Below are 24140 nucleotides of genomic sequence, written 5' to 3' on the forward strand. Positions count from 1 at the left end.
CGTCACCGCCCCGGCGCGGCGGCGGGCTCGAGGTCACTGACGTCGCGAAATCCCATCCGGCGGTTGAGGGCGCCCGTGAGGCGCGTGACCGTGGTGCGGGGAAGCACCCGCGACGCCCAGACCCCGACGCGCTGGGACGCCCGTCCGGGGAAGGAGACGGCCCGGCCCCGGGCGAAGGCGTCGAGCGTCCTGGCGGCCACGTCGGCCGGGGCATCAGTGAACCTGGGATTCATGGACGCGGTCGTACCTTCGAAGAACCCCGTGGCGGTCGCTCCCGGGTGCGCCGCCATCACGCGTACGCCGGTGCCACGCACCTCCTCGGCGAGCGCCTCGGTGAACGACAGTACGAACGCCTTGGTCGCGGCGTAGCTCGCCTGGTACGGCATGGGCTGGAAGGCGGCGGTGGAGGCGATGTTGACGATGCCGCCACGGCCGCGTTCGACCATGCGGGCACCCAGGAGGTGGACCAGCCCGACCAGCGCGGTGACGTTCACGTCGACGGACTGGAGGTTGGGCGCGAGAGGCCGGCCGAGGAAGGGCCCCACGGCCCCCATCCCCGCGTTGTTGACCAGGAGATCCACGTCAAGACCGAGTCCGTCGACGGCATCGAGGACCCGCTGCGGCGACCGCCGGTCGGACAGGTCCGCGGCGATCACGTCGACCCGGACGGAATGCGTGGCCCGGATCTCGTCGGCGAGGGCGCGAAGCGCGTCGGCCGAGCGAGCGACGAGGACCAAGTGCGCGCCCCGTGCGGCGAGTTCGCGTGCGTAGGCCTCGCCCAGCCCCTTGGACGCGCCGGTGACCAGGGCGGTGGTGTTCGTGTAGTCGTGCATGGGTGAGTGCTTTCTGTGCGGGGGATGAAGTGCGGCTCGAAGAAGGCATGGAGCGGCCCGCAGGCAGATGCTTCGAGCCTCGAACCAATTGCCTGAGCCTCAACATACACTTCGAGCCTCGAAGTAAATAGGCGTACGATGGGTCCATGACGCGAAGCACCCTCGAGGCGGCGGTGGCGGCGAACCACGAGCTCTTCATGCAGACCGGCGACCGGATCGAGGCCGTCCTGGCGGAGCACGGCCTGACCCCCGCGACCGCGCAGGCCCTCTGGGCCATCGACCCGGACCAGGCGCCGCCCTCGATGAAGACCTTGGCCGGCCGCCTGTACTGCAACGCGCCCAACCTCAGCTTCGTCATGAACCAGCTCACCGACCGCGGCCTGGTCGCACGCTCCGCCGACCCCGCCGACCGCCGCTCCCGCATCGTGGCCCTGACGGAGGACGGGCGCCGCGTGCGGGCGGCGGTCATCGAGGCGACGCTGGCGCTGACGCCCTTCGCCCGGCTGGGGGACGAGGAGCTGCGCCGGCTGGTGGATCTCCTGGGAAAGGCCCTCGACCCGGCCGCGGAGGAGACCTGAGATCAGGCGGGACGGCCGCCCGCGGCACCCTGGTGAGGTGCGTGAGGTGCGTGAGGTGCGTGAGGTGCGTGAGGTGATCGGCGACGAGTTGTCTCGATTGCTTCACGGTGCTGTCGCGGTTGGGATCTGGCGGTGTGAGCGTCACGGAAGCCCGGCTAACGTTCCTGGTCGCAGAGGCGTACGCCCGTGTGTTTCGGTACGGCGTGGGCCTTTCTGTTCGGGTTCCTGCACTGACGAATCACGGGGGTACAGAACATGGCGAGGCGAGACAGCACGCCGGACGACAGAACACGGGATGTCAGAACACCCGGGGTGTTCGCTTCTTCCTCCCGGAGGCGTGTCCTGCGGCTGGCCGGCGGCGGTCTCGCCCTGGTGGCGCTGACCGCCGGTACGGCCGGCTGCGAGGAGGACGCCACGGACGTCAAGGATCCGGGAAGCGCCGGCGGCGACGAGCCGAAGGGCGGAGGCAAGGGCGCCGGCGACGGTGGCGGCGAGGGCGCCGGCGCCGACAAGAAGGGCCAGGCTCCCCAACCGCTGTGGACGAAGCCGACCTCGGCGGAGACCTACGGGGACAACGACGAGCTGGTGTCCGCGGGTGGCGTCGTGATCGCCAGCGGCAGTCCGCTGGCCGCCCTCGACGCCGCCACCGGCGGACAGAAGTGGACCCTGCCGGGCGGTGCCGTCCCCGGCGCACCCCTGCTGCTCAGCGAGGACACCCTGTACCTGGCCAGCAGCGAGTACGACGGTTCCGTCATCGGATACGCCCCGGCCTCCGGCAAGGAGACCTGGCGCAGCCGGCTGGGCCAGGAGTACCGGCAGCCGCGACCGATCGCGGTGGATGAGGCGCAGGTGTACGTCGTCGCCGAGATCCTCGAGGAGGACGGCTCGTCCAAGACCAACGTCATAGCCGCCCTCAACAGCACCACGGGCAGGGTCGCCTGGAAGGAACAGCGCGACGTCGGCACCGAGCAGAACGGCATCCACGCCGCAGTCCGGGGCCGCCACCTCGTCTACACCGACTTCAAGAAGAACCTCACCGTGCGCGACACCGCGAGCGGCGGGCAGGTGTGGACACACAAGACGACCAAGACGAACTACGGCTTCTTCACCGTCCACCAGGACCTGGTCATCGTCCCCCTGGGGAACGTGCTCCAGGCATTCAACCTGGCCGACGGCAAGGAGAAATGGTCCCTCGAAGCGTCGGACGGGTCCCTCTTCAGGGAACCGGCGGTACTGGACGACGTCCTCTACATCGCCGACAGCGCCAGGACCCTGTGGGCCGTGGACCCGCGGAGCGGCAAACAGCTCTGGAAGTCCCAGGCCCTCGCGGACGCGGGACTCCAGGTGCCGCGGCAGTACGTGAAGGCGGGCGACACCCTCTACGGCGCCACGGACCTGGACAAGCAGGGCGGCATCATCGCCATGGACGCGAGGACCGGCGCGGTGCGCTGGACGTTCAACGACAACACGGGCGACTACCACGCCTGGCTGGTGGCAACCGACGGCAAGCGCGTCTTCGCCCTGCACGGCAAGAAGCTGCACGCGCTGGGGGTGTGACGCGGGTCGAGCGGCGACGGACGGGTGACGGACGCCAGGCCCCAGCCGTAACGGGCCACCGTGCGCTGAGGGGATGCATCGACTGCATCGACTCGATGCCCGAGTCTCGAAGCGAACGGGCCGGCATCCCAATCGTTCCGCCGGCTGTGCAGTCCGGCACGTGTTTTACGAGCGGATCGCCCCAATGTGTCGTTAGCGTAGTCAACGAAAGGGTTCATTGAACTGACCGTAGGCGGTGTGTACGGTTACGGACTATGGTAGACACTCCCGCGGCCCCGGACGCCCCCATGGTCACCGGCTCTGAGATCGCCCGGCTCGCAGGCGTCACCCGTGCCGCGGTCTCCAACTGGAGGCGTCGGTACGACGACTTCCCCGCGCCCGCCGGTGGAAGTGTGAACAGCCCGCTCTTCGCTCTGGCTGATGTGCAGACATGGTTGAGCAAGCAGCGGAAGGGCCAGGACGTCTCCGAGGAGGTACAGCTCTGGCAGGCATTGCGGGCGACGTACGGTGAGGACATGGTCCGGGGGCTCGCGGCAGTTGCGCAGCGTCTCTCCGAAGGGGAGTCGCCGGTATCCCGCGAGCTGCCGGCAGAGGCCGTTCGTCTGGTACGTGTCCTCGCCGAGCGGGGGCCGGCCAGCGAAGCGGTGGAGGCCCTGGCGGAGCGCTTCACGGACTCCGTACGCAGGGCCGGGTCCGACCAGGTCACCTCGCCGCGCATCGTTCGAGCGCTGCGCCACTTCACGGCCGAGGTGGCGTCCGACGCCACCGTCTTCGATCCCGCCTGCGGAATCGGTTCTCTGCTGCTCGCCGTCGGCCCGGACCGCGGGCCGCGACGGCGGGGCCAGGAGAGCGAGCCCCACAGCGCCCGGTTCGCCCAGCTGCGCGCGGATCTCGCGGGCCGTACCGACGTGGATGTCGTCGCCGGAGACTCCTTGCGTGATGACAAGTGGCCGGGCCTCAAAGCGGACCTCGTCGTGTGCGACCCTCCAGTGGGAGACGCCGACTGGGGACGGGAGGAACTGCTTCTCGACTCCCGTTGGGAGCTCGGAACACCCTCACGCGCCGAAGGCGAGCTCGCCTGGCTCCAGCACGCGTACGCGCACACCGCCGCGGGTGGTCAGGTCATCATGGTCATGCCTGCTTCGGTGGCATACCGCAAGGCGGGCCGGCGCATCCGTGCCGAGCTGGTGCGCCGCGGCGTCCTCACCCAGGTCGTCTCCCTGCCGGCGGGCAGCGCGGCCTCGCACGCCCTCCCCGTGCACCTGTGGCACCTGCGCCGCCCCGAGACCGTGAGCGACGCCGCGACGAGCGTGCGCATGATCGACCTGACCGCCAACGATCCGGACGGAGAGCTGGAGCCGGCGCCCGAGCAGATCGCCGACGTCCCGCTCATCGATCTCCTCGACGATACGGTCGACCTCACGCCCGGCCGCCACGTGGAGGGATCGCACCGGGACTACGCGACCGAGTACGCGGCGGTCCGGCAGGAGTTGAGCGAACAGGTACGGATACTGGCCGAGTCGCTGCCGGAGCTGGTCTCCGGCGAAGGCTCCGGCGCCCTGGACGGTTCCTCGGTGAGCGTGTCCGACCTCGCGCGCGCGGGTCTGGTGGCCTACGGAGACCTGGAACCCGTGTCGACCAGCGATCAGCTCGACACGGACTTCCTGCAGGGTTTCCTGCGCAGCGCGTCCAACACCCGGCGTTCCACGAGCGCCAGCGGTACCTTCCGGCTGGACGGCAAGGGCGCCCGCATCCCGCAGATGGACATCGCCGAACAGCGCCGTTACGGAGACGCCTTCCGCAGGCTGCAGGCGTTTCAGGAACTGGCGCGCCGAGTTGCCGAACTGAGCAGACAGGCATCCGAGCTGGCCCGCGACGGCATCGGGAACGGTGCGCTGCGACCGCCCGAGTGACGACCGGTCACAAGGCTTCCGGTATGAACGGGCTGCCCGCCCCGCTCCACGTGACGGCCAGAGCCTCGCGTGCCCGGGTGCAGGCAACGAACAAGAGGCAGCGTTCCCGCATCAGGTCGGAGTCGTGCTGCAAGGAGTCGACCGAGGCCGGTGTCACTTCGCGCGCGAACGGCACCGCGCCCGCCGTCACACCGAGGACCGCGACACAACGGAACTCCAGCCCCTTCATGGCATGCATCGTCGCGAGACGTACGCCGTCAACACCGGAGCCCTGACCGTCCTTGACCCGGACAACAGGTACCCCGGCCGCGGTCAACCGGTCGTACACCTTGTCCAACAGCACGTTGAACCGGGTGCACACGCCGATCTCGGACGGAGCGATGCCCTGAGCGATCCAGCCCCGGACCCGCTCCACCAGCGCCGCGACCTCCGTCTGCTCCGAGCCGTGCCCCGCCACCTGCGGCCGTCGGCCGTGCAGCAGCGAACGGTACCCGGCCAGCGTGTCACTGCCCTCACCTCCCAGGTCGTCGACGGACACCGTTGCCAGGATGCCGGTCGACCAGGCAAGGATCTCCTCCGTGCTGCGGTAGTTGATGCGCAGCCGCTGGGTGCGCCCCGCCACGGAGACGCCGAGTGAACCGAGCGATACCCGGGAGTCGTAGATACGCTGGTGCGGATCGCCGGTGAGGAACAGATCGTCGCTGCCCGGCGCCACCGCGCCGCGCAGCACCCGCCACTGGGCCGGGTGCAGGTCCTGCGCCTCGTCGACCACGACGTGATCGTGCGTGGGCGCGGAAGCGGCCAAGAGCTCCGCTGCCCTGGCACACACCTTCAGATGCGTCGTCGCCCGCTGGTCGCGCAGCATCGACTCGAACAGCTCGACCGCAGGCCACAGCTGCTCCCTCCGGGCCGGTCCCAACGCGCTGCCGCGTCCCCGTCGTGCGACCGAGCGATATCCCTCCAGCGTGCGCACGTCCTGGGCCAGCACCACATGCCGGTACTCCTGGGCGAGGAACTGCTCCGTCCACGGCAGCCCCAGCTTCTTGACGACCCGTTGCCACAACTGCCGCTCCTCCCGGTCACCGACGGGGGAGGGCACGCTGCCGTCGATACGGGCCACGACACCGCGCGCGTACGCGTTGACCGTGGTCACCTCCACCCGGTTGAGCAGCGACTCCTCACCGTCCAGCAGCAGACCGAGGTTCTCGCGCAACGAGGCGGCCAGCGCGTTGGTGTACGTGGTGAGGAGAATCCGGGTGTCGGGCGATCTGGTCAGAAGATGCTTGACCCGGTGCAGCGCAGCCACCGTCTTGCCCGTCCCCGGCCCGCCGGTCACCTGCACCGGGCCCCCGTACGACACCCGGTAGGCGACCCGGCGCTGCGAGGGATGCAGGAACACCCGCCAGGCGGCGAACGGCTTCTCGAGGATCTCGGCGAGCTCCTCGGGCCCGCTGACGAGGGTGATCCGGCTCGACGTGTTGGCGATGGCCGCGGCGAGCGTCTCGTCGGGATCGGGGCCGGCGTGCACGGGGCGGCGTACGGCGACCACGTCCCGGTAGACCTCCTCGGGAGGAAATCCCTCGGCGAGGTACTGCAGCACCTCGAACTGGTCCTCCGGCAGCAACGTCCCGAAGGCCTCCAGCTGCGCCTTGTCGATGACGGTGCGTACGGCCCTCAGCACCTGGTCGTCGAGACCCAGTTCGCGCAGCACCGTGTCCGAGTACGCGGCGAACAGTAGGGAAGGAGCGGTGGCGGCCGCCTTCTCGAGCTGCGGCGTCAGCTGCTCGATCGCCCGTACGTTGCGCACCTCGAGGGCCCGGGTGGCGGAGTTGGTGGTGTACAGCCGCTTGGCGGCCCAGGTGTAGGCGTCGTCGTGCCGGACCACGTTGACCAGGAGGAACACATCACTGCCGTCGTCCGGGGCCAGCACGACACCCCGCCAGAAGTCGTTGATGCGGATGGTCCGCATACGACGGTCGGCTGCCTTCTCGACCGATTCGAGATGCAGCCCCTTGTCCTGCTGCAGCTCCGGCACGGTGAGCTGCTGAAACTTCTGCATCGCCTTGCGCACGCCGTTCCTGACCGGCTTCTCGAGAGCGTCGTAGCTCTCCCAGAAACTGTTGGCGAACGCAAGCTGTGGCACGGTGCCCACTCCTCACCCCGGACTTGACCCTGAACAGTCGATCATACGGGTGGCAGGCCGCCGTTCCACGGGGGTGCGGCAGCGTCAGGCGGTGTACATCCGCCGTGCCACCCGGCCGATGTCGGCCAACAGACCGGCAGGGTCCTGGTCCAGGTCGAGAGCGTGCTGGTGGATCAGGATGCCGGCGTGCCGCACGTGATGGGACACGTGCGGGGCGTTGCCCTTCGCATAGACCAGGTGCCCTTCCCGCAGGCCCAGAGCGGTGCAGTAGGCGAGCATCTGATACAGGTCGGCGTCCGGATAGCCGCCCCGTCTCTCGGCCTTGTACTTGGCGTCCACGACCGCGCACGGAATGCCGTCGGCGCCGTACAGCACGAAGTCCGGCCGCATACGGATCGCCGATGCCTCGTCCAGGTGATGCGAGTCCTGCAGCCGGGACGTGCGGCCCCCGCCACGTACCGCCTCACGCAGGGCGACGGTCACGAAGTCCTCGAAGAGCTGGTTCATGTCGAACAGGAACCCGTCGATGCGCAGACCGCCGGGTGAGTGCTCGGCCGATGCTCCGCGCAGACAGACCTCGGCGAGGCGCAGCGCATGGTGGTAGCGGGAGTTGAGACGAGTGGGCCGCCATCCTGGCAGCTCCTGCCCCCGAACGACCGGCGTCACATCGGCGAGCCGCGCCCGCTGATGCAGCAGCCTGCGCCGCACGTCACGCGGAACACCGGGCAGGCGCAGCAGCCGCTCGACGGCCGTGCGGAGCACTCGGTTCTCCGCGATGTCGGTGGTGAACTCGTCATAGGCCACCTCCACCGGCAGCGTCGCCCCGAACCGCCGCCGGATCTGCTCGGCCTCCCTGATCCGTCCACGGAAGACCAGAGAACTCTCCTCCACGGACCGATACCCCTGCAGCAGCCCCTGACGCAGTGCGCGGTCGATCTGCCGCTCCACGGCATGGGCGAGGGCGGGCATCAGCCCGTCGTACTCATTCACACCCACCTCCCCGTCGCGCCAGCCGCCAGCGGGGTCGAGGCTGTACCCAAGGAGGAAGAAGAGCCGGGCGATGGGCACTTTGGGAGCCACCCGCACAGTGAACGGTTCCCGCGCACCCGGCACTGAGAGAGCAACTGCCCCGACCTTTGAGCCGGCCCGCAGCGACCAGCGACCGGACGTGTACGGGTCGGGCGCCGCGTCGACGACGTCTCCCGCCGCCAGCGCACGCCCCACTTCGTCCGGCAGCGCCAGTCCGTTGACGGCCGCGTACTCGGTGAGGTCGACACCGGACAGGACGCCTGCCGGTGTCGTCCCCTCCGCCATTTCGTCTCCGGCGGACGTGAGCGTCATCCCAGCGTCTCTCGCAATGCGGCCACACCGTATCGGGCCTCGACGTCCACACCCTCCCCGTAGTGGTGTTCCTCCAGCAACGGCAGGATCTTCGTCCGCCAGGTCCGCTCGAGACCGCCCTCCCGGAAGACGCCCTTCTTCATCAGGTAGGAGGGCCCGACACGGAAGTCGGCGTCGTCGATACGGGAGTTGAGCGCGTCGAGCAGATCAGCCGGTTCCCGATCTCTGCCCTCCCGCTCCAGCCAGCGCCGCAGCAGCCCGCTCGTCGGCTCGGTGCGCGGCGACAACTCCACGAAGGCGAACCGCCGCCGCATGGCAGCGTCGACCAGCGCGATCGACCGGTCCGCGGTGTTCATGGTGCCGATGACGAACAGGTTGGGCGGCAGCGCGAAGTCGTCACCGGAGTAGGTGAGACGCACCGACTTGTTCCGGTACTCCAACAGGAAGTACAGCTCACCGAAGACCTTCGCCAGGTTGGCACGGTTGATCTCGTCGATGACCAGGAAGTGCGGGATGTGCCGGTTGCCCTCCCGGGCGGCGAGGTCGGCGAGCTCGCGCAGCGGACCCGCGGTGAGCCTGAAGTCGACCTTCCGGGTCTCCACGTCCTCCTGGGGCCGGAACCCTTCAAAGAAGTCCTCGTAGGCGTACGACGGATGGAACTGCACCAGCTTGACCTGCTCGGGACCACCGCCGAGGAACTCGGCGAGCTTCAGTGCCAGGTAGGTCTTGCCGGTGCCCGGAGGGCCGTAGAACACCAGTTGGCGCTCGTCGGCGAGCAGGTCACGCACCTCGCGCAGCCATGCCGTGTCGTGCACGAGCAGCTCGGCGGCCAGATCGTCCGTGGGATCGGGCAACTCCGGGTCGCGGCGGGCGACGATGGCCGGCACCTCCGTGGTCGGGTCGCCATCCGCCGCCACTGCCTCCTCGGCGAGCTCCGCGTCGCTCCGCCCCAGCCCGTCGATGAGGGGAAGCACGGCGGTGAGGTCGACGACGTCGTGCTGCACGGACAGCTTCTGCTGCAAGGCCTCCGGCAACTGGTCGTACGGCACACCGTCGCGCCGCCACGTGGCCCTGCGGCGCAGGCTGGTGAGCCCGCCCTCGGAGTCGACCCGTTCCGCGCCGCCGTCGACGAGACCGACGTGGAGCAGTCCCCCCGAGATCGTGCAGACGGTGTCTCCGGGGCGCATCTGCGTGAGGAAGTAGTGCAGCTCGTCGACCATCGCCTGCTTCTGGCTGTACGAGGTCGTGGCGTCGTACCCCTCCTGGACGTATCGGCGCAGCGCACTCTTGGTGGGATCGCTCTCGTCGATCAACGGCAGGTGCGTCGCGGGAAGCGTCACCAGCCCGTCGGACAGCCACAGGCGCTTGACCAGGTCGCGTCCCGCCACGTTGGACCCACGCACCAGCCAGGCCTTGCGGGGCGGGCGCCAGGAGTGCCCGAGGTAGTCGACGAGCGGGAAGTCCTCCTTCGTGCGCCACTCGGTCAGGGCGTCCGAGCCGCGCCCGGCCACGATCGAGGCCGCGGCAGAGGGAGAGTTGCACTCGATGTCCCGCGAGGTCTCCAGGTAACCGGGCCAGCGCTCCGACTCCCGGACGGCCCCCTCCTCGATCAACGCCTCCCGTTGCGCCGTCGCATAGGGACCGGCGCCCGGCAACGTCTCCCGCCGTACCGGTGAACCGGCCAGCACCAGGAACTGCGGACTGCCGTTCATCCCTTTCGACGGCAGCACGCGTCCACGCGCGTACGGCCCGCCGTTGGGCAGTCGGAGCCGGAACTCCGGGTACCGCGCCTGTTCATCGCCAGTCGTCGTCATCGTTCCCCCAACAGGAATTTCGGGCACAACACTTTGCGGGACCGGAGCCTCGCAGCCTGATGGGCGTCCGGTCTCGTGCGCCATCGCCCTGCTGACCCCGGGACGGAGGGCGGCGCTGGATCTTCTGCGCGAGGTCCGCCGGTTCATCGCCGGGTTGTTGGTGTCTGATCGGCGACTCTACGGGCCGATCCGAAACACGCTGCGCACAGCGAGGGGTGTTCATGCGTCCTCGGAGGCGAGGGCCGCGAGGAGACCGGTGACTTCGAGCAACCGGGCCCGGATCTCCGCCGGGGCCGGTGGCAGCTCATAGCTGCGGTAGTGGCAGGCGGCGCTCAGCGACGTCCAAGTGGTGCGGCATCTGCGGGCGGTGTCGTGGCCCGCGTACCACTCCAGGCAGAGCATGCGGTGCTTGCCGATCCGCGTCATCGACGGGGTGACTCGCAGCCAGTACGCGTCCAGGGCCATGTCCAGTGCCATGCGCAGCAGCACCGCTGCGGCACGGGCACGCAGGCCCGGAGCCAGCGTGTGGACGGTTCCTGGCTCGGGCAACAGGAGCTTGCCGGCGGCGGTCACGAGGGTTTCGGGGGAGGTGCTCATCGAGCATCTCCGATCTGCCGGGCCCCGGCGCCCCTGCGGATCGCCGTCGCCAGTGCCGTGGTGCGACGCACGAGGTCCGTGCGGTCGTCGACACGCGGAAGAGGCGAGTGCGCCCCGGCGTTGAAGGCCTCCACCAACGCCCAGCCTCCCACGCACAGCCCCTCGACCGCCTCACGAGCAGGCTGCCGCTCGTCGCCGAGCAGGGCCAGGGCCACGTATGACTTCGTGCGGTCCAGGGAGGCGACACGCTCCTCGATCGCCCGCAGGCTCAACCCCCGCTCGTCACGTAGCGTGCGCCGCACGGCCTCCAGGCAGGCGGCTTCCACCGCCACCCGACACATGGCGGGCAGGACGTGTTCCGCAACATCCTGGGGGATTCCACGGTCGTGCGAGACGGCGCGCGCCTCCGCCAGCGCCTGCTCGACCGGATCGGTCAGTGGCTCCACGCCCACCACCGAGTCGGTTTGCCGGGTGACGCGCAGAACGGTCGCCTTGATGCCCAGGTGGACGATGGCTTGCTGAAGTCGGGTGTCGTGGGTGAAGACGACGACCTGGCGGTTCTTGGCGTACGCGTCCAGCACTCGTGCCAGTCCCTCGACCTTTTCGGGGTCCATCGACTGCACCGGGTCATCGATGACGAGGAACCCGAAGGGGCTGGCTTCATGGGTGGCGCGCGGAAGGAACAGCGAGAGCGCCAGAGAGTGAAGCTCTCCCTGGCTCATCACGCTGTAGGCGGGGGCTTGCATGTCGTCCACGGAGACGCCGAGTTCGACCTTGCCACGCCCAGGAGTACCCGCGAGCGTCACGGATCCGAGCACGACGCTACTGTGCTCGCACAGCTTCTGCCACACCTCCTGAGAGCGCTGCGCGAACGGACGCAGCCGCTCGTCGCGCAGTTCGTCGATGATGGGCCGCAACCAGGTCCGCGCCTTGCGGGCATGCCTGCGCCGGTCACGTGCCGTCTCGGCCGCCTCGGCCGCACCGAGCCACTCGGCGAGCCGTACGGCAGCCGGCCGCCAGACGCCGTCGTGCTCCGCGAGCCGCAGCGCGGCTTCCTCCCGCACCTGCCGACAGGCTTCGTCCAGTGCGGCCGCGGCACGCTCGACACGGTCAGCGAGTTCCCTGGGGTGTGTGACGTCCCGGCAACGGGCCCACTCCTGCCACACCGACGCCAACGGCGACGTTGCCCCGCGCAGCCATACCGGGACCGGCTGCACGAGATCATGTACGGCCCGGACCGCCACGGTGGCGGCCTTGCGGGCGGCCTCGGCCGCAACGGCGTCCGTCCGCAGTCGCTCCACCTCGGCCCGTGCCTGTTCGGCCCAGGCCCGGTCGAGCCGCTCCTCCGTGCCGCAGACCGGGCAGTCCGTACTCTGCGAGCGACGCCGGTGCTCCAAGGCCGACTCCAGCAGGCCGGCCAGGCGGCGGGCCTCCTCGGCGTTGCTGTGGCGCACCTCCTCGGCGGCCGCGGCCGCGTCCCGCAGCCGGGCCACCGTGCCGTGGACCTCTCGCAGATCCGGTCCGGCGAGACTCGCGTACTGCCGCAGCCGGGCCAACTCGCCCTCCGCGGCCGGGGTGCGGCTCTCCAGCAGCGCGCGCACCCGGCCGAGGTCCGGCTTGGCCCCCGACAGCGCCTGCGACGCATCACGCGCCCTGGGGTCGTCGAGCGAGGCCAGCTCCTCGAGAAGCCCGCCAGTGAGCGAGTCCGCGTGCTTGATGACCTTGTCGCACTCGCTCGCGGCAGTCATGACCCGGCCGTCGAACTCGGCGAGCAGCTCGAGGCCGAGGAGCTTGAAGAAGGCGTCGTGCAGGTTGCCGAGCGTGCCGTTGATCATCGAACCGAGCTCGCTGTACGGCAGGAACGGCCGGGCGAGGTCCAGCGCATCGGCGTCCAGGACCTCCCCCAGCTTCCGCTCGGAGCCGTCCGCACCCCGGACCTCGGTACGTGCGTCGTCGACCTTGGTGCCGTGCCAGGTCCGCCGCACGGTGACGGCCTCGGACCGCTCGCCGACGACCAACTCCACGCCGACCTCCGGTGTCACATCAGGACTGTGCAGGTTGCGCCAGCCCTTCTGCCAGTCACCGGCCCGACGTCCCTCCCACCGGGAGTTGTGCCCCGTGATCGCGGTCTCGGCGGCTTCGGCGAAGCTCGACTTTCCGGAGCCGTTGGGGCCGGCGACGACGACCAGGCCGGGCCCCGGGGGGAGTTCGAGGGTCGTCCGCGGTCCGATGCCTCGCCAGCCGGCTGCGGTGATGGACCGGAGATGCACCGGCCCGGTCCGTCCGCCGGTGTCCTTGGCCCGGTCCTCGGGGAGCAGGTCGCGGAGCAGTGCCTGCACTTCCGGGGTGAGTCCGGAGTGACTCAGACGATCGAGGAGGAGGGTCCGCAGGGACGTGGGGGACTGGTCGAGCATGGTCGATTTCCCTTGTTCGGTGCGAGGGGAGGGCAAGCTCCTGTGACTGACGCACTGTTCGCACCGTAAGCATGGTGGATGCTTGTTAACACAGTCAACGAATTTAAGGCTATTGATGGCTCGACTTTGTGTACACGAGTCAGACCTGTGTGCGAGTCAGGTTGGGCAACGAAGATCGATCTGCTGGCGCGATCGCGAATTGGCGGGGACGTACCTCAGTCGGCGTGATCAGCGGCTCGGAAGTCGCACTCGGCCCAGACGGTCTTACCGCTGGGCGGATACGGCTCGCTGCCCCACCGGTCGGCGAGGGCGGCGACGATGAGCAGCCCTCGCCCCGACTCGTCGTCCGGCGGCCGGAGGAAGTCCGCCCCAGGAGAGGGCAGCTGGTCCCCGCGGGCGTCAGTTACCGCGACGCGAAGGATGCCGGCGGCCGAGTCATGGGTGAGGGCGAGGCGGAAGTCGCGGCCCTGGACCCGGGCGTGCAGCGCGGCATTGGCGGCCAGCTCCGCGACGATCTGCTCCGCCCGGTCGGCGACGTCGGGTGACACCCGCCAGGTCCGCAGCTGCTCGCAGGTGAGCAGACGGGCGAGACGGGCACCGCGCCGGGTGGACGAGAACTGCAGCGTGAACCGGTTCCCGAACCCCGACAGGGCGACGTACCACCGGGCGATGGTTCGGTTCACCGAGTCGGTCGCCCGCCGCGTGTGAGCCCGTCGGTGGTCGCTGAATCCCGAGGGCGCAGCCTTGTCGCCGGGCACGGTTGGCGAGCCACTGCTGGTCAGTGATCGGACAGTTCGGCTTGTGCGGGCCGCTGTGCGGACGGCATGTCGCTCGAGACGAACTGTCCCATCATGTTGCCGGGCTCAACGCTTACCCCGGTGGCCTCGGTATCCCGGGCGGGCGCCGGAGCGCTGCTCTGCGGGACCTACGGCTACGAGTGTCAGCGGTCGCGGACATCGGAGCCGGGCCACAGACCATTGGCGTCCCTGCCTCGGACACGCCGGTGGCACCCGGAGGTGAGCAGAAGGCGTACGCGGTCACTGACCGCGTACGCCGCCGGGACGTCCGCCTGCCGGGGCCCCGGCCCGCCGGGTCAGCCTGCGGCCTGATCGATGAGCCTGTTGGCCGCGTCGCGCAGACTTCCGATCTCTTTCAGCGCCGCCTCGCGTGTGGCGCCGATCTGTCCGCCCGGGCCGGTGAGATCACCCAGTGCGTGTTCCACGTCGGCGATCCACCCGCGCAAGTGCTCTTCGCCGGCGTCGACCAGGCCGTCCCGCTGCTGGAGCGCCACGTTGGCGAAATGGTCCCGGATTTCCGCACGGTGCTTTTCCACCGCCATCCGATTGCTCTGGTCCTTGATGATGCTGACCGCATCCAGGGCGGGGCCCATGACCACCGGTGCCCACTGGGCCTTTCCGGCCCAGCTGGAGACCTTGTTGGTCGCGTTGACCTTGCCCCACGGCTTGAACTTCTTCGCGCCGTTGGTGACCTTCCCGCCGGAGTCGAGCAGCTTCTGGCCCACTTTGTTCTTGATGAGCCAGTCCACTACGGCAGCTGCCTGCTCTTTGTCGCTCGCGATCTTCCTGAGCCACTCCGACAGCTTTCCGGCCCCCTGCTTCGCGGCCTGCTCCGCAGCCTTCTTGACCGCTTCTTCGAGAGGTGACTTCGCGGGTGTGGCGGGATTCGCCTCGGGCGGGTTGACGTTGTTCACCCACTCCTCGGGCTCCGGTACGACCTCTCCGTACTCGGCGGTCAGCGCGTCGTACGCCGCCCTCGTCGCGGAGGAAAAATTGATGTCGAAGTCGGTGTGGGAATCGATCAGCCTTGCGGTGACGTCGGTCGCGATGCCGGTCGGGACGGTGCCCTTCTTCTCAGAGACGCTGTCGGCGATCCGGCCCCCTTCCGTTCTGATCCTGGCGGCGACGACCTCGCTCTCCCTCTCCAAGGCCTTCAGCACGCCCTCCCGCGCGAGGGAGAGCGACGCCTCGACCTTCTCCGCGGTCCGCACGGCGTCGAGGTCCTCGCCCCGCAGGTGCCACATCCCCTCGGCGTCCGCCAGAACCCGGAGGAGTTCGTACGCTTGCGCCCTGGGACGGAGACCGTTGACCCCGGGAGCGACGAGTCGCCGCAACTCGGTGGTGAGCGCGTCGATGCCGCTCCGGGAAGCCAAAAACTCACGTTCCGTGTCCGTGAGTTCGAGATCATTGGCCGCGTCGAGGAAGTCGCGGGCGTCGGTCGGGACGATCGGGACGCGGTCGGCGAAGGGGCCGAGCCGTTTGCGTATCTCGTCGAGAATGACCTTGCGGTCGCTGTTCTCGGCGTTCATCTTGTTGACGACGACCACGCTCCGGTCGGCGAAACCGTCGGCATCGAGGGCCCGGGCAATGGCCTCCGTCTCGGCCTCGCCGGGCAGTTCGCTCGTCGTCACGATCATCAGCGCGTCTGCCCCGCGCACACCACGTTCGGCCGAGGCCAGGTGCGAGTCGTCGCCCGACAGGGTTCCGGGCAGGTCGACCAGGGTCACGCCGTTCCACGGGTACGGCGTCTCCTCCAGTGTCTTGGGTGCCGCGTCGACGATCTTCTCGACCTCCGCCGCCGGGAGTCGAAGGAGCGCGGCGATGAGTGTCGACTTCCCCGCGCTGTACGGGCCCAGGAGCGCGATCCGCAGAGGGCTCGTGTCCGTGCGGGGCAGGGAGGCTGTCAGGTCCCGGGTGCGCGGGTGGGCGTTGAGAACCCCCTCGGCCCGTGCGCTCAGGGCGAGCACGCGGGTGCTCGGCCCCCCGTCAGCCGTCGTCCGCAGTCCCATCGCCTTCTCCGCTTCTTGAATCCGGGCGGACCTCGATCCGCTCGGTGAGGACATCCACGAGGTGCTTGTGCAGGTGTGCCCGCACGTCCGCGACGTGGGACGTATCGGTCCAGACGCGGAGTTCGACCCCCGGCGTCCGGCGTGCTCGGCGGACGGCCGCCGGATCCCCGCCGGCGAGTGCCAGCAGCCGGCGTGCCAGGGTGAGGTCGATCGTGTCGAGGGCGGACCGCACGGCCGGCTGCAGCCGGCCGAGCTGTTCGAACCGCTCGCGGGTGCTGCCGATGCCCGCGGTGTCTGCCGCGAACTGGGCCTCGACCTGGGCCGTCGCGTCCTCGAGGACCATCGCCAGCCGGGCGTCGACCCAGTCGCACAGATCGTCGAGGCAGTTCTCGGCCACTTCCGTGGCCGTTTTGGTCCATTCCTCCTCCGCCTGCCGTGCGCGGTCGATCTCGTTGCTCACCGCTTTCATCGCCCCGAGCAGGGCATCCGTCGCGTAGAGCGCCGCGGTGACGGGAGCGGAGGCAGCGGTGGTGGCGGCGGAGGTGGCCAGTTTCTTGGAGAACACCTTGGTGAGTCCCTTGGAGAGACCCTGGGCGGAGAACGAGTCCAGGAGGGTGGTGGCCGCCCCCTTGACGGCGGCTGACGCGATCTTCGGGGCGGGGTGCGGTTCCACGCGCGGGTGTTCGTCGTCCTGTCGCTCCGGGGCGTTTGCGGGGGCACGCAGCGTCCGTCCCCGTTCCCGCGCTCGCCGCACGAGTTCGTCCTCAAGAGCGGGGATGAGGCCGTCCCATTCCAGTTCGGTGAGGAAGTCGCTCCACCGCTGTGCGTGGTCCTCGCCGCCCAGGTTCCGGACCGTTTCCGGCAACCGCTCCCGGGCCCGGTGACGTTCTGCTTCGAGGCGTTCATGTGCCTCGCGGCCCGCGGTCCGGAACGCTTCGAGCAGCGCGGCCCGTTCACCCGGCGTCGAGTGTTCCAGTGCGTCGAGTGCGAGACCGATCCGCGGGAGTTCTTCGGCCGCCCGGTCGTGGAAGGCGGCGAGCGGCCGTCGCACGTCCTCGGCCAGCCGTACGGCACGAAGGGGAATCGATCGCTCTGCCAGGAGCTGGGAGAGGGCCAGCTCCAGTTCGAGAAGTCTGCTTGCCCGCATGGCCTTGTCGGCCAGTTCGCGATCCTTCACGGACAGTGACTCGTGCGCGGCACCGGTGTGGACCGCGAGGATGACGGGCGGGGCGGCCCCGGCCGCGCGGGCGACCTGTTCGATGCGAGCGGCGTGCTCCGACGCGGTTTTGAACTGCTTGTCCGGGGAATCGGCGAAGATCGTGAGGAGCACGGGCTCGTCGACCTTCTTCTTCACATTGATGACGGCCAGCAGCGGTTTCCCCGAGAGGAGAAGCCGCTGGAACTCCGCGGCCTCCTCGGCGCGCATCGTGTCGGCGTAGTTCCAGATGACCGCGTCGGCGCTGTCGCACGCCGCCCGCGCCTGCTGCGCGTCGAAGTCGTCGTCCTTCGCGGCGAAGCCGGGTGTGTCCAGGTAGGTCACCGGTCCGACGTCGAAAGCGGAGGTCTTCCGTGTGGTGCGGTGCGCCCCTAGCCCGATCCCGGACCGGTCCGCGTCGCGCGTCAGGGCCTTGCGCAGCGTGGTCTTCCCGGACTTGGTTCTTCCGGCGACGGCCACGAGCAGCCTGCCCCGGACAGCGGGCAGGGGCCGCATGGCATCACGAAGTTCACGCTCGACCGTTCCGACGCGGCCGATGACTCCGACGAGCCCCTCGCTCGCTACGGCGTGCTCGGAGTGCCCCGTTCGCCCCGTTCGCCCCGTTCGCCGCAGGAGGTCCTCGACCTCGGCCCGGAGGACGGCCTGGACGGCGCGGTAGTCCGAGCGGCTCGTGTCCACCGCTCCGGGCGGTAGGGCGAGTTCGTCGACCAGGGGGTCGAGAGCCTCGCGGAGCCCGGGATCGCTTTCTCGCAGGTCCATGGCCGCCGCCACGCGGTCGAACAGCGCGATGTTCTTCGCGTACCAGGACTCGAGAGCACGCAGCCGGCCGGCGTCGTGCCGGGAGCCGACCGCGAGGAGCCCCGAGGTGAGCCGTGCGGCCGAACTTGTGGGCGACGGCGGTACGGCCGGGGACGTGGCGGAGGCGGGAGGGACGGGCATTGCCAGTGCCGACGTCGGACCCGGCGCGTGTGCGAGCACCGTCCGGCAGTCGTCCCTTGCGAGCAGTTCCAGAGTGCTCCCCGACAGGGCACCGGTGTCGCGGGCCGTGTGCGCCCACACCAGGGCGTCACGCCGGTCCGACCTGAACCCGGAGTGCGCGTCCGGCCCGAGCCAGCGCCACCATGCCGGCCGTGCGGAGAGGAACGCGTCGTACGCCTTCCGCGCCGCGACGAAGTCCCGTACCTTCTCGAGCCGCGCCGCCAGCTCCCGGTTCTGCAGATCCTGGGCCGCCGAGACGCTGTGCTGGAGCACGAGCTCCCGCGCGGCTGCCGCCCGACGAGTGGCGCGGGGGCGGTTCAGGTCGGCCAGAGCGCCGTCGAGGTCTATGTCGATGTCGCCGATCGAACGCCAGATCTCCTCGGGCCAGTCCTGATCCGCACGACAGTACGGTTCGAGGGCCTTGGGTATCAGTCGTTCCGCGGTCGTCACCGACGCGCGGTCCGTCCGTAGCGCCTCCACCGGGACACCCTCAAGAGCTCGAAGGTGCGGCCGCGCTTCTTCGGTCCGCGCCAACTCCCGCAGAGCCCTGGCATCTTCGGGGCCTGCCGCCATACCGGCCAGCTCCTGCTCCTCGACGCACGCCGACACGGCGTCCGAGACGCACGAAAGCGTGCTGCCGTACGCGGGCAGAACAGCACACCCGTGCTCCTGCGCCACCGCGTCCACGTTCTCGGCGAGCCGCCGTAGCGCGGCCTGTCCGGCCATGGCGTCGACCCCCAGCGGCTCGAGCAGGAGGGCCAGGATCTCGGTACGGGGACTCGTGCCTCCGGGGACTTCGCTCACTGCTGCTCCTCGTGGGGACAGGGGTGACGGACCACGCTCTTCGCGCGGGCGGCGGCCAGGCCGACGGTACGGTGGTGCGGGGTCGTCGTCATGGCGGCCGCACGGCCGGGGAAGTTGTCGGGGAGGCGCAGGACCGTGGCGCGGTCGGTCTTCCGCGCGCTGCTCCTGCTGGTGGCGCGCCCAATGCGGAGACCACCGTCGACGAGCCCCCGGCTCACTGCCGCCCCCATCTCCGCTTCTCGCGCTCTCGATGCTTGCGCGGCTCTCGCGATTTCGCGGTCCGAAACGGAACGCGCCCCCTGACCTGCTGCCGCACGGCCCGTCGTGCCAGAACAGGTGGTGATGCGGCCCTCACGGTACACGGTTCTGTTCACGAATGGCAGGTGATCACGCGTTGACAGCGTCAATGCACTTCTGATTCCCGCTCTCCGAGGCTCGTCTGCGCTGACTACCGTGTGATCAGGTGCCTGTCGGTTGGGGCGAACTCCTGGTGCCTCGTACTGCACCGGCTTCCTGTCAGCCGGCGTGATGGCGGCTCAACCCTGTGACGCTTCCATCTGCTCGTTGCCCGGCATCGTTCCGTCCCCCAGGTCGGCGCCAGGCCCGTTCCGTTGCCGATCGAGGAACTGTGACCACCATCTGAGGGCTGCGAGGACGGTTCAGAACGCCTGGGAGAACCGGCGGCGTCATCTTTCGGCGACTCACTGCCGACCATGCGTCGGCTCAATAGGATGGCGGGCATGCCTCCGAGGGACCGTCAGGTCAGTGCTGAGATCAGTCTTCCGTTTCTGAAGATCGGTACGAATGACGTAGGAGCCTTCTTCAAGCGCCGTCGACGTGAACCGACCGGCCCGTTCCTGCTCATCTCTGCGAGCAGCGGGCTGGCACTCGACACCGCGTTTCACAGCGGAGACGGCAGTGTGCCGCACCTTTGGGGACCCCACGGGCAGCCGCATCAGTTGTGGTACCTGGAGGCGTCCGGCCACGGACGTGAGGTGCACATCATCTCCGCGAGCAACAACCTGCTGCTGGACGGCCAAGCGGCCGGGCTCGGCGACCACGTCCGCATGCGGGGACGTAACGACAACGGTGCGGCCTGGCAGCGGTGGCACGTCTCCGCTGCTCCTGGGCTCCGGGCCCATCGCATCGTCAACGCGGGAACGGGCCATGCGTTGGACTGCCCTCATGAGGCCGAGGCCAGAACGAAGCCCGTGTTCTGGGAGCCACACGGCGGGGGTAATCAGCAGTGGCTACTGGCCATGCCGTTCGTGGTACCGGAAGACGGTGGCTGATCTTCCCGGCGGGTAGGGGCGTGCCGACAGTGCTCACAGTCGGCGGGGAGTGTGAGCGGGAGCCGGGGCCGTCGGACAGTCTGCGGACTGTCGGAGCCGTCGTCCAGGCGTTGCGTGAGCATGCGGGGCTGAGCCGAGTGCAGTTCGGCGAGATGGTTCCGTTTTCCAAGCACACGGTGGCGTCGGTGGAGTTGGGGCGTCGGATGCCGGACGCGTCCTTCCTTCGTGGAGCGGGCTGAGGAGGTGCTGGGGACCCCGGGGGCGCTGCGGCACTCAGGACGGACGGCGCCCGCCCTTCACCGTGGGACGTGAGGGATGGTCGCGCTTCGTGGGGTTTGTCACCGAGGTGTGACCTGTGTCCCGGTGGCCGCGAAGACCGCCGGGACCTGATGGGTCGGCTCAGTTGGCCAGAGCGAGGCGTTCTACGTGGGCGACCCTCACGGACGCTATGTCGGACAGCTCGCGCTTGTTCGCGAACTCGCTGTACTCGGTGAACTCACCCTTGTCGGCGTCGGTCTTGCCGGCCGCCAGGTGAGTCGAGCTGATGAAGGTCTGGCCGACGAAGTCGCCGTCCTCGTCGAAGGCGTTGACGACCACGGCGTAGTTGGCGGGTCCGTCGCCCTCGTTGCTGATCTTGTAAACGAACTCGTAGGTCTCGTCGGTGTCCGCGTCGCAGTCGTTGAACGAGTAGACGTCGTTGTCGTCGCAGTACTCGTCGTCGCTGTCCTCGACGACGAGTTTGCCGCCCGAGACTTCGACGTGGTCCATCGCGTCGTCGCCGTCGCCCAGGGCCCACCAGGTGACGCCGCCACCGACGAGGAGCACCGCGACGGTTGCGGCGACTATCAGGGTGCGCTTGCCCGGGCGGCGTCCTGTGGTGGTGGGTGCGGGCGGTGCCGTAGGCAGCGGGGGCGGGACGGGCCTGGCGGCCGGTCTCTCGGGCGGGTTGTCGGTCATGCGGCGCTCCGTTCGAGGGTGGTGCGCACTGAGAGTGACGCAGGTCGGTGGTTGGTCAGGGGGATGTGGTGGTGTCCTTGCCGATGCGCAGGCCGGTTCCCGCCAGCAAGCACAATCCGGCGAGGATGGACACGACGCAGGCGGCTCTGAAGACGTCCGAGTGCTCGTCCGCGAACATGCCTGCGGCGGTGAGCCCGAGGAACACTCCGGAGGTCTGCCAGCCGGTTCCGGACGGCATGGGGCTTGCAGTACGCCTGCGGATGCGGGGCACCCACAGGCGCAGGAGCTCCGCGGTGGCTGCGAAAGCCACGAGACGGGAAGTGATCATCAGGGAGAGGGAAGCTGTGTTGCCTCCGAGTTCGCCGACACCGACGACGGTGGTGAGCGTGAAGTAGAGAATCGGGACCAACCAGGAGGGGTGCGCCCGAGTGCCGGGAGTGGGGTGGGGCTCACTGGTCCGGTCGGTGACCTTGGTGAGGCTGACCAGGGCCGGGGCATCCCCCGCAGTGCGGGGGGACGGGATATTGGAGAGCGGCGGTGCCTGGGGGAGCGGCCGCAGGGCACGGTGCTGCGCGCGGCGGAGGCGGCGGCCGATGTCGCCGTACGTGTCCATGTGGGCCGACAGTTGTGCTTGGAGGTCGAGCAGCTTCTCGGCCATGGCGTCGAATTCCGCCCTGCGCACGGCAGCGAGCCGACTGGCCTCTTCTTCGGCGGTGGTGAGTCGGCTGAGGACTTCGGCCTGCAGTTGGGTGGCTTCCTTGCACGCCTTGTCTGCTGCTCGCGGGGCCTCTGCCAGCTCCTTTCGCAAGCGGCTGCGTTCGGCGTCGATGATCTCGGCGATGCGGTGGCGTTCGTCCGGCGGCAACAGGCGTGGTGCGCGGGATTCCGCGCGGGCAAGGACGGACTGACGCCACTCCAGGAGGGGACGGCCGCGGTGCTGACCGATGCCGTTGATGTGGACCTTGCCGCCCTTGGTGCGGTGAATGTAGAGGACGTCGCCGCCCTTGCCGTTCGGTGCCTTCTCCCAAGTGACGCGCTCGAAGTCGGCGGCTGTGCGGATGCCGTGGGCTGCGAGGTCGCGGATGAGTCCCTTGCCGATGCCGTTCACCTCGCTTGAGGTGAGGTATGTGCGGCTGAGCGTGCGCTCGATGGACTCACGGCGCAGGACGGCCAGGGCGCGCGTCTCCTGACTCTCGCGCTTGCCGTCCAGGCCGTTGAGCTGTTGGTTGAGGGAGGCTTCCTGGCGTGCCTGTCGTTTGTGGATGCGCTGAAGGGCGATGCCGTGGACCGCCTCGGCGCGGTTGCGGTCCCGTGCCTCGCGGTTCAGGCGTTGCTGGTCGGAGACCTCGAAGGCAGGTCCCTTGTCGAGGAGGCGGCGGAGGGCGCGGATGGACTCGATGAGTTGGCGGCGCTCTGCGCGGACCGCGGAGGGGGAGGGGACGGTGGCCGGCGGGACGGGGGTGGACCCGTCCCGCCGCGTGGGCGTGCTGTCGATCAAGGGAGTGCTCTCAGCGGGCGGGGTGTCGAGGGCCGTGGCCCGGGGGCGGGGTGAGGGTGGAGGTGTAGTTCTCGCCGTCCACCAACGGGTTCTCCAGACTGACGCCGGCTGCGGCCATGCGGTCGTATTCGGCGAGGATCAGGTCCTTGGTGCGGTAGGTGCCGTACTTGGCCTCGTCCTTCCTCTTGACGATGGGGAAGGTTTCGAAGATGTAGTCCACGTCTTGGCGGGTAATGCCGTAGAGGTGGAAGAAGAGCGCGTCGAGTTCTGCGCGGATTACCTGGCGGCGTTCTGGGACCCACACGAACGGGGCCCTAGTGTCAGCAAGGTCCTGGGCGAAGTGGGCCATGTCGCCAGTTACGCTCCATCACCAGGTACGGCAGTCCGCTGTCCCCGGCTACCCCGCCCGCGATGAGTCGTGTGAGGTTCGGGTGCTCGAGCCGACGCATGATGCGGACCTCGCGCGCGAAGCGCTCCACCGCCTTCGTGTCCGTGGCGGTGTCGATCAGGGCGCCCGTGCGGCTGCGCAGGATCGTCTTCACGGCGACCGAGCGCCCGGAGGTGCCCTCCGGTATCTGAAGATCTTCGGCCCGGTGGACCTCCCCCATATTGCGCTTGCCGATGACCTGGCCGGTGCGGAATCTGCCGTCGATCAGCTCGTGGCCCATGGCCGCCCCCTCATTCTTGGGCCCGCTGTTCCCTTCGGAACCGACGTGCCCCCGAGACTTCGCGCCTTCCTGACGTCGTTTCAGGTGACGCGGCGTGTGAACATTACACGAGGATCGATGCGTTGATACTGTCAACGCATCGAAGTACACTCGCCTGTGTTCGCGGGTTGGGGTGGAGATTGTGAGGCGCCGCATGGTCGAGGGGTCCGACGCGCCCGTGTCGACAGTCGTGCTGGGCGAGCTGCTCAAACGGCTGCGCCTCGTCGCGGTCGGCGGTGTGGTGCCGGAGGCCGAGTTCACCCAGGGTGTGCGCACGCTCGGGCTGAGCGACGACGAACGGGCTCGGCTGCGTGCCGAGCTGGCCCGGGTGGGCCTCCTGGTGCGGGGGTTGCATATGCACGTGAAGGTCGACTCGAGTAACAGTGAAAAGGTTGTAGGCGCCCGTGAAGAAAATGTGACCACACGTGTTCTGCTCGCTCGAGGGCTGCTCTCCCGGTATGAGGACGGCACCGGGTACCTGTCGGCCCAGCGGTCGAGGGCGTGGTGCGACTGGCAGGGCTCGACGCCCGCGAGGCCGAGGAGTTGCGGGCGGGGGTCCCTGTGCGACCTGCTGCGGACGCCGGGACGCCGCAGGGGAATGCGGAGGCGTCCGAAGAGCCCCGGGAGGCCGCAGCAGCGCCTACGGCTGGCACCGCTGCCGTCGTGACGGGGAATGACCTGGCCAGTGCACT

19 protein-coding genes and 1 pseudogene are annotated in these 24140 nt (G+C 69.3%); 6 read left to right on the forward strand and 14 right to left on the reverse strand.

The window, feature by feature from the left end; genetic code table 11:
• Nucleotides 1–2: 2 nt before the first annotated feature.
• Nucleotides 3–833, reverse strand: a complete 831-nt coding sequence (locus C4J65_RS30145) for an SDR family oxidoreductase (protein ID WP_115745254.1) — start codon at nucleotides 831–833, stop codon at nucleotides 3–5.
• Nucleotides 834–979: 146 nt separating this feature from the next.
• Between C4J65_RS30145 and C4J65_RS30150 the strand changes: the two genes are divergently transcribed.
• The 3 genes from C4J65_RS30150 (at nucleotide 980) to C4J65_RS30160 (ending at nucleotide 4881) form a co-directional block, all read left to right on the forward strand.
• Complete coding sequence (locus C4J65_RS30150; protein ID WP_115745255.1) at nucleotides 980–1411, forward strand: MarR family winged helix-turn-helix transcriptional regulator; 432 nt, start codon at nucleotides 980–982, stop codon at nucleotides 1409–1411.
• Nucleotides 1412–1666: 255 nt separating this feature from the next.
• A complete protein-coding gene (locus tag C4J65_RS30155; protein WP_115745256.1) occupies nucleotides 1667–2968 on the forward strand; it encodes a PQQ-binding-like beta-propeller repeat protein in 1302 nt (433 codons plus the stop codon).
• 254 nt (nucleotides 2969–3222) lie between these two features.
• The gene (locus C4J65_RS30160) at nucleotides 3223–4881 is read left to right on the forward strand and encodes an N-6 DNA methylase (protein ID WP_240330554.1); all 1659 of its coding nucleotides are present in this window, start codon (nucleotides 3223–3225) and stop codon (nucleotides 4879–4881) included.
• A gap of 7 nt (nucleotides 4882–4888) precedes the next feature.
• On the opposite strand, the gene C4J65_RS30165 is transcribed toward C4J65_RS30160, so the two are convergent.
• From C4J65_RS30165 to C4J65_RS30210, 9 genes are all read right to left on the reverse strand, one after another.
• Nucleotides 4889–7024 carry a UvrD-helicase domain-containing protein gene (locus tag C4J65_RS30165; RefSeq protein WP_115745258.1) on the reverse strand — a complete coding sequence of 712 codons (2136 nt, stop codon included), beginning with the start codon at nucleotides 7022–7024 and terminating at the stop codon, nucleotides 4889–4891.
• Nucleotides 7025–7108: 84 nt separating this feature from the next.
• Entirely contained in the window at nucleotides 7109–8365 is a 1257-nt protein-coding gene (locus tag C4J65_RS30170) for a restriction endonuclease (protein ID WP_115745259.1), read from the reverse strand.
• Nucleotides 8362–10179 carry a DUF4357 domain-containing protein gene (locus C4J65_RS30175; RefSeq protein ID WP_115745260.1) on the reverse strand — a complete coding sequence of 606 codons (1818 nt, stop codon included), beginning with the start codon at nucleotides 10177–10179 and terminating at the stop codon, nucleotides 8362–8364. Before C4J65_RS30175 ends, C4J65_RS30170 begins: the two co-directional genes overlap by 4 nt.
• Nucleotides 10180–10398: 219 nt before the next feature.
• Complete coding sequence (locus tag C4J65_RS30185) at nucleotides 10399–10776, reverse strand: hypothetical protein (protein WP_115745261.1); 378 nt, start codon at nucleotides 10774–10776, stop codon at nucleotides 10399–10401.
• Nucleotides 10773–13190 carry an ATP-binding protein gene (locus C4J65_RS30190; RefSeq protein WP_115745262.1) on the reverse strand — a complete coding sequence of 806 codons (2418 nt, stop codon included), beginning with the start codon at nucleotides 13188–13190 and terminating at the stop codon, nucleotides 10773–10775. Before C4J65_RS30190 ends, C4J65_RS30185 begins: the two co-directional genes overlap by 4 nt.
• 215 nt (nucleotides 13191–13405) lie before the next feature.
• Nucleotides 13406–13813: an ATP-binding protein gene (locus C4J65_RS30195; RefSeq protein WP_115746701.1), complete on the reverse strand. Its 408-nt coding sequence runs from the start codon at nucleotides 13811–13813 to the stop codon at nucleotides 13406–13408.
• A gap of 470 nt (nucleotides 13814–14283) precedes the next feature.
• Nucleotides 14284–16050 (reverse strand): GTPase, encoded by a 1767-nt coding sequence (locus tag C4J65_RS30200; protein WP_115745263.1) that lies wholly within the window; start codon nucleotides 16048–16050, stop codon nucleotides 14284–14286.
• On the reverse strand, nucleotides 15974–18994 hold the full coding sequence (locus C4J65_RS30205) for a GTPase (protein ID WP_115745264.1): 3021 nt from the start codon (nucleotides 18992–18994) through the stop codon (nucleotides 15974–15976). Before C4J65_RS30205 ends, C4J65_RS30200 begins: the two co-directional genes overlap by 77 nt.
• Entirely contained in the window at nucleotides 18991–19224 is a 234-nt protein-coding gene (locus C4J65_RS30210) for a hypothetical protein (protein WP_115745265.1), read from the reverse strand. The genes C4J65_RS30205 and C4J65_RS30210 overlap by 4 nt, the downstream gene beginning before the upstream one ends.
• A 510-nt stretch (nucleotides 19225–19734) precedes the next feature.
• Here C4J65_RS30210 and C4J65_RS30215 point away from each other — a divergent pair.
• Both C4J65_RS30215 and C4J65_RS30220 read left to right on the forward strand, forming a co-directional pair.
• A complete protein-coding gene (locus tag C4J65_RS30215; RefSeq protein WP_162833417.1) occupies nucleotides 19735–20286 on the forward strand; it encodes an RICIN domain-containing protein in 552 nt (183 codons plus the stop codon).
• 20 nt (nucleotides 20287–20306) lie between these two features.
• Nucleotides 20307–20568: pseudogene (locus C4J65_RS30220) on the forward strand (helix-turn-helix transcriptional regulator); the annotation flags it as partial.
• Between the two features lie 117 nt (nucleotides 20569–20685).
• Here the strand turns inward: C4J65_RS30220 and C4J65_RS30225 are convergent.
• The 4 genes from C4J65_RS30225 to C4J65_RS30240 are packed head-to-tail and all read right to left on the reverse strand — an operon-like array spanning nucleotide 20686 to nucleotide 23409.
• Nucleotides 20686–21243, reverse strand: coding sequence for a hypothetical protein (locus C4J65_RS30225; protein ID WP_115745267.1), 558 nt, complete (start codon nucleotides 21241–21243; stop codon nucleotides 20686–20688).
• Nucleotides 21244–21298: 55 nt separating this feature from the next.
• Nucleotides 21299–22741 carry a hypothetical protein gene (locus tag C4J65_RS30230; protein ID WP_115745268.1) on the reverse strand — a complete coding sequence of 481 codons (1443 nt, stop codon included), beginning with the start codon at nucleotides 22739–22741 and terminating at the stop codon, nucleotides 21299–21301.
• A 10-nt stretch (nucleotides 22742–22751) separates the two neighbouring features.
• Nucleotides 22752–23045, reverse strand: a complete 294-nt coding sequence (locus tag C4J65_RS30235) for a hypothetical protein (protein WP_346265887.1) — start codon at nucleotides 23043–23045, stop codon at nucleotides 22752–22754.
• Nucleotides 23046–23061: 16 nt separating this feature from the next.
• The gene (locus tag C4J65_RS30240; RefSeq protein WP_115745269.1) at nucleotides 23062–23409 is read right to left on the reverse strand and encodes a protein kinase; all 348 of its coding nucleotides are present in this window, start codon (nucleotides 23407–23409) and stop codon (nucleotides 23062–23064) included.
• 217 nt (nucleotides 23410–23626) lie between these two features.
• Between C4J65_RS30240 and C4J65_RS36220 the strand changes: the two genes are divergently transcribed.
• Nucleotides 23627–24115: a hypothetical protein gene (locus tag C4J65_RS36220; protein ID WP_162833418.1), complete on the forward strand. Its 489-nt coding sequence runs from the start codon at nucleotides 23627–23629 to the stop codon at nucleotides 24113–24115.
• Nucleotides 24116–24140: the final 25 nt, after the last annotated feature.

The organism is Streptomyces sp. CB09001 (genome assembly GCF_003369795.1).
GTDB lineage: Bacteria > Actinomycetota > Actinomycetes > Streptomycetales > Streptomycetaceae > Streptomyces.

Coding starts and splice junctions, on each gene's coding strand:
- C4J65_RS30215 (WP_162833417.1), top strand. CDS start 19,735: ATGCCTCCGAGGGACCGTCAGGTCAGTGCTGAGATCAGTCTTCCGTTT.
- C4J65_RS30190 (WP_115745262.1), bottom strand. CDS start 13,190: ATGCTCGACCAGTCCCCCACGTCCCTGCGGACCCTCCTCCTCGATCGT.
- C4J65_RS30160 (WP_240330554.1), top strand. CDS start 3,223: ATGGTAGACACTCCCGCGGCCCCGGACGCCCCCATGGTCACCGGCTCT.
- C4J65_RS30170 (WP_115745259.1), bottom strand. CDS start 8,365: ATGACGCTCACGTCCGCCGGAGACGAAATGGCGGAGGGGACGACACCG.
- C4J65_RS30200 (WP_115745263.1), bottom strand. CDS start 16,050: ATGTCCTCACCGAGCGGATCGAGGTCCGCCCGGATTCAAGAAGCGGAG.
- C4J65_RS30155 (WP_115745256.1), top strand. CDS start 1,667: ATGGCGAGGCGAGACAGCACGCCGGACGACAGAACACGGGATGTCAGA.
- C4J65_RS30185 (WP_115745261.1), bottom strand. CDS start 10,776: ATGAGCACCTCCCCCGAAACCCTCGTGACCGCCGCCGGCAAGCTCCTG.
- C4J65_RS30175 (WP_115745260.1), bottom strand. CDS start 10,179: ATGACGACGACTGGCGATGAACAGGCGCGGTACCCGGAGTTCCGGCTC.
- C4J65_RS30240 (WP_115745269.1), bottom strand. CDS start 23,409: ATGGGCCACGAGCTGATCGACGGCAGATTCCGCACCGGCCAGGTCATC.
- C4J65_RS30150 (WP_115745255.1), top strand. CDS start 980: ATGACGCGAAGCACCCTCGAGGCGGCGGTGGCGGCGAACCACGAGCTC.
- C4J65_RS30210 (WP_115745265.1), bottom strand. CDS start 19,224: ATGGGGGCGGCAGTGAGCCGGGGGCTCGTCGACGGTGGTCTCCGCATT.
- C4J65_RS30225 (WP_115745267.1), bottom strand. CDS start 21,243: ATGACCGACAACCCGCCCGAGAGACCGGCCGCCAGGCCCGTCCCGCCC.
- C4J65_RS30145 (WP_115745254.1), bottom strand. CDS start 833: ATGCACGACTACACGAACACCACCGCCCTGGTCACCGGCGCGTCCAAG.